The organism is Enterorhabdus sp. P55, assembly GCF_009911695.1.
In the GTDB taxonomy this organism is placed as follows: domain Bacteria; phylum Actinomycetota; class Coriobacteriia; order Coriobacteriales; family Eggerthellaceae; genus Enterorhabdus.
In genome coordinates this window covers 1-5,481 of record NZ_QWKK01000125.1, presented here as the reverse complement: position 1 = coordinate 5,481, position 5,481 = coordinate 1, and the positions used below count along the sequence as shown (strand labels likewise).

Sequence of the window (5,481 nt, the reverse complement as noted above, 5' to 3'; positions counted from 1 at the left end):
CCTCCCTATTCCCCTTCCCAGCTCCCCCTCTCCGTTCCCCATCTCCCTTCCCCGACCCCCTCGTCGCCGCCCCTCCTATCGCCCTCCCCAACCTCGCCTCGATTAGGCGCGCTCTTACTGCCTTCGGGTTTGCGGGGGCGTTTCTGCGTACGAATGTTTCACGTGAAACAATGGGGATCGGTTTTCAGAAAGCGTACTGATGTTTCACGTGAAACACTTCACTTCACGCGCGTCCTTCACCCCAACGGTGCGACGAGACCGAGGGCGCACACAGAGACCCCTCCCAGCAGTAGGGTTCTCGCATTCAGTTTTGTTGTACTTGTTTTGGTACTATCAGATTTCGAAGTACCTAAATAGGGTCATCTATATCGATGGTTCCCAGAGGCGCACCTCAGGTTCCAGCCTGACGCTGGAGCGCTCCTCTACGCGCTCCTGAATCTGCGCGATGAGGATCCTCACGTCGGCGGCCGTGGCGTCTCCGGTATTCACGACGAAGCCGGCGTGCTTCGTCGACACCTGGGCGCCTCCCACAGCGAACCCCTGGAGCCCTGCGTCCTGAATGAGCTTGCCGGCAAAGTGGCCCTCTGGTCGCTTGAAGGTGGAGCCCGCCGACGGCATGTCCAGGGGCTGCTTCTCGTCCCGCCGCTGCGCCAGGTCGTCCATGCGCGCGCGGATGACGGCGGGATCGTCGCAGGTCAGGCGCAGAATCGCCCCCAGCACCACGTAGCCGCGCTCCATCATGAGGCTCGACCGATAGCCCCAGGCCGCGTCGGCGGCGGACACGTCCACCACGGCGCCCTCGGGCGTCAGGCAACGCACAGAGACGGCCACGTCCGCGAACTCGCCACCGTAGGCGCCCGCATTCATCACCGCCGCGCCCCCGACGGTGCCGGGAATGCCGCTGGCGAACTCGTATCCCGCCAGTCCTGCCGCGCAAGCAGCCTCTGCCACTTCTGCGTTCGTGGCTCCCGCCTGCGCGAACACCAGCCACGTGCGGGCGGCCTCGTCATCGGGTCGCGCGTCCGTCGCGTCCCCCGCAGGGGCGCCCGCCCCGGATGTTTCACGTGAAACACTCTGGACGCCACCGGGCAGAACGGACGCCCCGCCGAGAGCCGTCTTGAGCGCTGCGACCCCCGCGACGGCGGCGGCCGCAGCCGCACCGCGCGAGCCGCGCTCCACCACGCCAGCAAGCGCGTCCGCGATCTTCGCCGCATCCGCAGCTCCCACGGGCCGCACCGCATCCTGCGTGTTGCCCGCAGCCCACGCCGCGTCCGCGGTTCCCGCCATGCTCGCCGCGCCTGCTACGATCACGACCCCCGCCGCATCTGCCGCATCCGTCACGCTCGCCGCGCCTTCCGCAGCTGCCGCATCCGCCATGTCCGCGACCCCTACGTGCCTCATCGCGCCCACTGCGCCCGCATCCGCATCCACCAGGCTCGCAGTCCCCGCAGGCTCCGCAGCGCCCGCCGCGCCTTTCGCAGGCTCCGCATCCGCCGCATCCGTCACGCTCGCCGTCCTCGCCGCGCCTTCCGCAGTCCCCGCAGGCTCCGCAGTTCCCGCCGCGCTCGCCGCGCCTTTCGCAGGCCCCATCGTGCCTGCGGCCCCCACGTTCTCCGTCGCGCCCGCTGCGGCCGCAGGCTCCGCCGCGCCCTTCGCGCCTTCCGAGCTCGCTAGGCTTACCACGTATGCGGCGCTCGCCGCATACGCCGAGGCACTCGCAACACGACCCCTCTCTGCACAGCCCTCCCCAGCGTGCGCGACGTCTTTCGCGGCATCCGCCTCTTCCATGCGCTCCGCTCCCTCCGAGGCCATCTCTATGACGGCAAATCGGTCGGCGAGCTTAATAATCACCTCGTCGAGGCCCTCGTCAGCAGCGAGGATGTTCGAGCCCAGGCCCAGGACGCGCCAGGGCCAGCCAAGGCGACGGCAGGCCAGCACCACGGCGCGCACCTCTTCCTCGCTCGACGGCAGTGCGAGCCAGCGCGCCGGGCCTCCGATGCGAAACGTCGTGTGCGCCGCCAGGGGCTCGTTCTCGCGCAACCCGTCGTCGCCCAGAATGGCCCGCAGCTCGGCTCCTACCTGCTCTTCCGTCGCACGCACGACCCGCTCCTCTCGCTCACTGCCACTTTTTCGCCCCATAGTGGCAGAAAATGGCAGTTTGGTACGCTTGCCGGAGCCTTTTCAATCAAAAGAACGCCATTTTTCGCCTCACGCCTCGCCAATCAATTTCGCTGACCTGGGGTTTTGCAAAAGTTTGCACACAAACAAAGATGGCAAAGCGTACCAAACTGCCATTTTCTGCCATTCCAGCGCCAAAACGTGGCTGTGAGCACCCGGACGCCCGCCTCCACACACCTGCGGGGCGCGCGGCGCCATCCGACACCCTGCGCTCGACGCTCGCGTGCGGCCACTCGACGCCACGGGGCGCGCGACCTATGCCGCGCCTGGCCTCCGGCACCCGCCCCCCACGCGTCCGCGGGGCATCCGGCACCGCCCAACCCCGTCATCACGCCGACCGACGACGGACGCATCCCGACGCCCGCCCACGCGCTCGAGGAACGCGCCCGGCGCCCCGGCGCCCAAGTCAACGCACGCCCGCGCACGCACCGCCGGCGCCTCGGCATCGCGCGACCCGGCCCTGCCCCCAGCCGACACCGCCTCCCCAGCCTGCCAGCGCCCACGCAACCCGCGTGTCGCCCGCATTCGCGCGCCGCGCGTCGCCCGCAGAACCGCGCTAGTCCTTCTCGCCCGGCTGGCGCATGGTGATCTCCTGCGCCTTCACCGACACGCGGGAATGCGGCGGCACCGAGCTCGTCACGAACGTAGAGCCCGCGATAACAGACCCCCTCCCCACCACGGTCTCGCCGCCGAGCACGCTGGCGTTCGAGTAGATGGTCACGTCATCCTCGATGGTGGGATGGCGCTTCACGCCGGCCAGGCGCTGCCCGCCGCGCGTCGAGAGCGCGCCCAGCGTGACGCCCTGGTAGATCTTCACATGGTCGCCGATCTCGGTGGTCTCGCCGATGACGACGCCCGTGCCGTGGTCGATGAAGAAGTACTCGCCGATGGTCGCGCCGGCGCCGATGTCGATGCCCGTGCCGCTGTGCGCCAGCTCGGTCATAACGCGCGGGATGATGGGAACACCCAGCTCAAACAGCACATGGGCGATACGGTACACATAGATGGCGTACAGCCCCGGGTAGGTGAAGATGACCTCCTCCTTCGAGCCTGCGGCCGGGTCGCCGTCGTAGAGCGCCTGCACGTCGGTCAGCAGCACGCGCTGAACCTGCGGCAGCTCGTCGAAGAAGGCGGTGCAGATCTCGTTGGTGCGCTGCTCGATCTGCTCGGGAGTGCTCGCGCCGTCGTCGGTGTACTTGAGCGCCGTGATGACCTGGGCGCGCAGCACGCGCTCCACCTGCATGAGCGTGTCGCCGATGAAGTAGCGCGGGCTCGTGTACGGCGAGAGCATCTCCTCGCCGAAGTAGCCGGGGAACAGCACGCGGCGCGTCTCCTTCAGCAGCATCTTGATGGCCGAGCGGCTGGGGAAGTGACGGCCGGGCTTAGTGAAGAAGATCTCGTCGGCCTCGTAGTTCTTCTCGATTCCGGCGACGATGCGCTCGAGGTTGTCTCCGAACATGGGTGTCCTCCTTCGTGGTGGGCGCCGGGCGCGACAGCCGGCACAGGCGGCGAACGACGGGCGGCGAGCGCCCGGCACGTACGGCGCGAGGCGTGGCCCGCGGCACGACGACCCCAGCAGTTTGTCTACCAATAGTGTAGGGAATGTCCGTCGATTTATTTGGCACAAACTGAAAATATGGCCGGCAGGCCCGCGGCAACGCCTATACTCCTTGCGTAAGGCAATCGGCGGCAGCCCGAGCGCCCCGAGCGACACGGGCGGGCCCCCTAAACCGTGGAGGTAAGACAGTGGGCGGCTTCTTTGGCGCAGTTTCGCATCGCGACGTGGTTCTGGACGTCTTCTTCGGCGTCGACTACCACTCTCACCTGGGCACACGACGCGCAGGCATGATCTTCCACGAGGAGGGGTCGAGCTTCCAGCGCCAGATTCACTCCATCGAGAACACCCCCTTCCGCACGCGCTTCGAGGACGACCTGCCCAAGTTCCGCGGTACCACGGGCATCGGCTGCATCAGCGACACCGATCCTCAGCCGCTGCTCGTCCGCAGCCACCTGGGCACCTTCGCCCTCACCACCGTCGGCGCCATCAACAACGACGAGGAGCTGGTGGAGTCCCACTTCGTCAACCAGGGCAAGCAGTTCATGGCCATGGGCTCGGGGAAGGTGAACCAGACCGAGCTGGTGGCCGCGCTCATCAACCAGAAGGACAACTTCGTCGACGGCATCCTCCACGCACAGGAGCTGATCGAGGGCTCGTGCACGCTGCTCATCATGACCTCCGAGAGGCAGATCATCGCCGCGCGCGACAAGATGGGCCGCCTGCCGGTACTCGTCGGGCGCGACGGCGAGGGCCACTGCATCGCCTTCGAGTCGTTCGCCTACCACAAGCTGGGCTACGAGGACGCCTACGAGCTGGGCCCGGGCGAGATCGCGCGCATCACCGCCGACTCCATCGAGACGCTCTCCGCGCCGCGTGACAAGATGAAGATCTGCGCGTTTCTGTGGGTGTACTACGGTTACCCGAACTCCAACTACGAGGGTATGAACGTCGAGGTCATGCGCTACCGAAACGGCGAGGTCATGGCCCGCGACGAACGCGCCCAGGGCTGTATGCCCGAGGTGGACTACGTGGCCGGCGTGCCCGATTCCGGCGTGCCGCACGCCATCGGCTACGCCACCGAGAGCGGCATGCCCTTCGGCCGTCCGTTCATCAAGTACACGCCCACGTGGCCGCGCTCGTTCATGCCGAGCAACCAGGACGTGCGCAACCGTGTGGCCAAGATGAAGCAGGTCCCCGTGCCCGAGCTGATCCGCGACAAGCGCCTGCTGTTCGTGGACGACTCCATCGTGCGCGGCACCCAGCTCCGCGAGACGGTGGACTTCCTGTACGAATCCGGCGCGCGCGAGGTGCACATGCGCAGCGCCTGCCCGCCCATCATGTTCAGCTGCAAGTACCTGAGCTTCTCGTCGAGCAAGTCGGACATGGAGCTCATCGGCCGCCGCGTCGTGCACGAGCTGGAAGGCGAGGAAGGCGTGCAGCACCTGCGCGAGTACGCCGACTCGTCCACCGAGCGCGGCCAGTGCCTGCTGCGCAAGATCTGCGAGGACATGGGCTTCGACTCGCTGCGCTACCAGTCGCTGCAGGGCATGCTCGACGCCATCGGCATCGACCCCGAGAAGGTCTGCACCTACTGCTGGACCGGCGAGGAATAGGCCGCACGCATGAGAAAAGCGCCCTGCGGGGCGCTTTTCTCATGGCCGCGCACCGCAACGGGCCGCGCGGCGGGCGGCGTAGCGCCCGGGCGCCGCGGCCTGACCCGCGTAGCGCCCGCGCCCGCAGCCGAG

At 67.6% G+C, this 5,481-nt stretch carries 3 protein-coding genes; 1 reads left to right on the top strand and 2 read right to left on the bottom strand.

Translation table 11 applies throughout. The annotated features are described in order from the left end of the window. Positions 1-363: 363 nt before the first annotated feature. Complete coding sequence (gene murB / locus D1643_RS12285) at positions 364-2,100, bottom strand: UDP-N-acetylmuramate dehydrogenase (RefSeq protein ID WP_160710393.1); 1,737 nt, start codon at positions 2,098-2,100, stop codon at positions 364-366. 634 nt (positions 2,101-2,734) lie between these two features. After that, a complete protein-coding gene (locus D1643_RS09495; protein WP_160710392.1) occupies positions 2,735-3,637 on the bottom strand; it encodes a serine O-acetyltransferase in 903 nt (300 codons plus the stop codon). Positions 3,638-3,924: 287 nt separating this feature from the next. Here D1643_RS09495 and D1643_RS09490 point away from each other — a divergent pair, with 287 nt between their 5' ends. Next, positions 3,925-5,349 carry an amidophosphoribosyltransferase gene (locus D1643_RS09490; RefSeq protein ID WP_160710391.1) on the top strand — a complete coding sequence of 475 codons (1,425 nt, stop codon included), beginning with the start codon at positions 3,925-3,927 and terminating at the stop codon, positions 5,347-5,349. Positions 5,350-5,481 lie beyond the last annotated feature (132 nt).

Bases quoted from the DNA above. Each gene is read 5' to 3' on its own strand.
- D1643_RS09495 (WP_160710392.1), bottom strand. From the start codon at position 3,637: ATGTTCGGAGACAACCTCGAGCGCATCGTCGCCGGAATCGAGAAGAAC.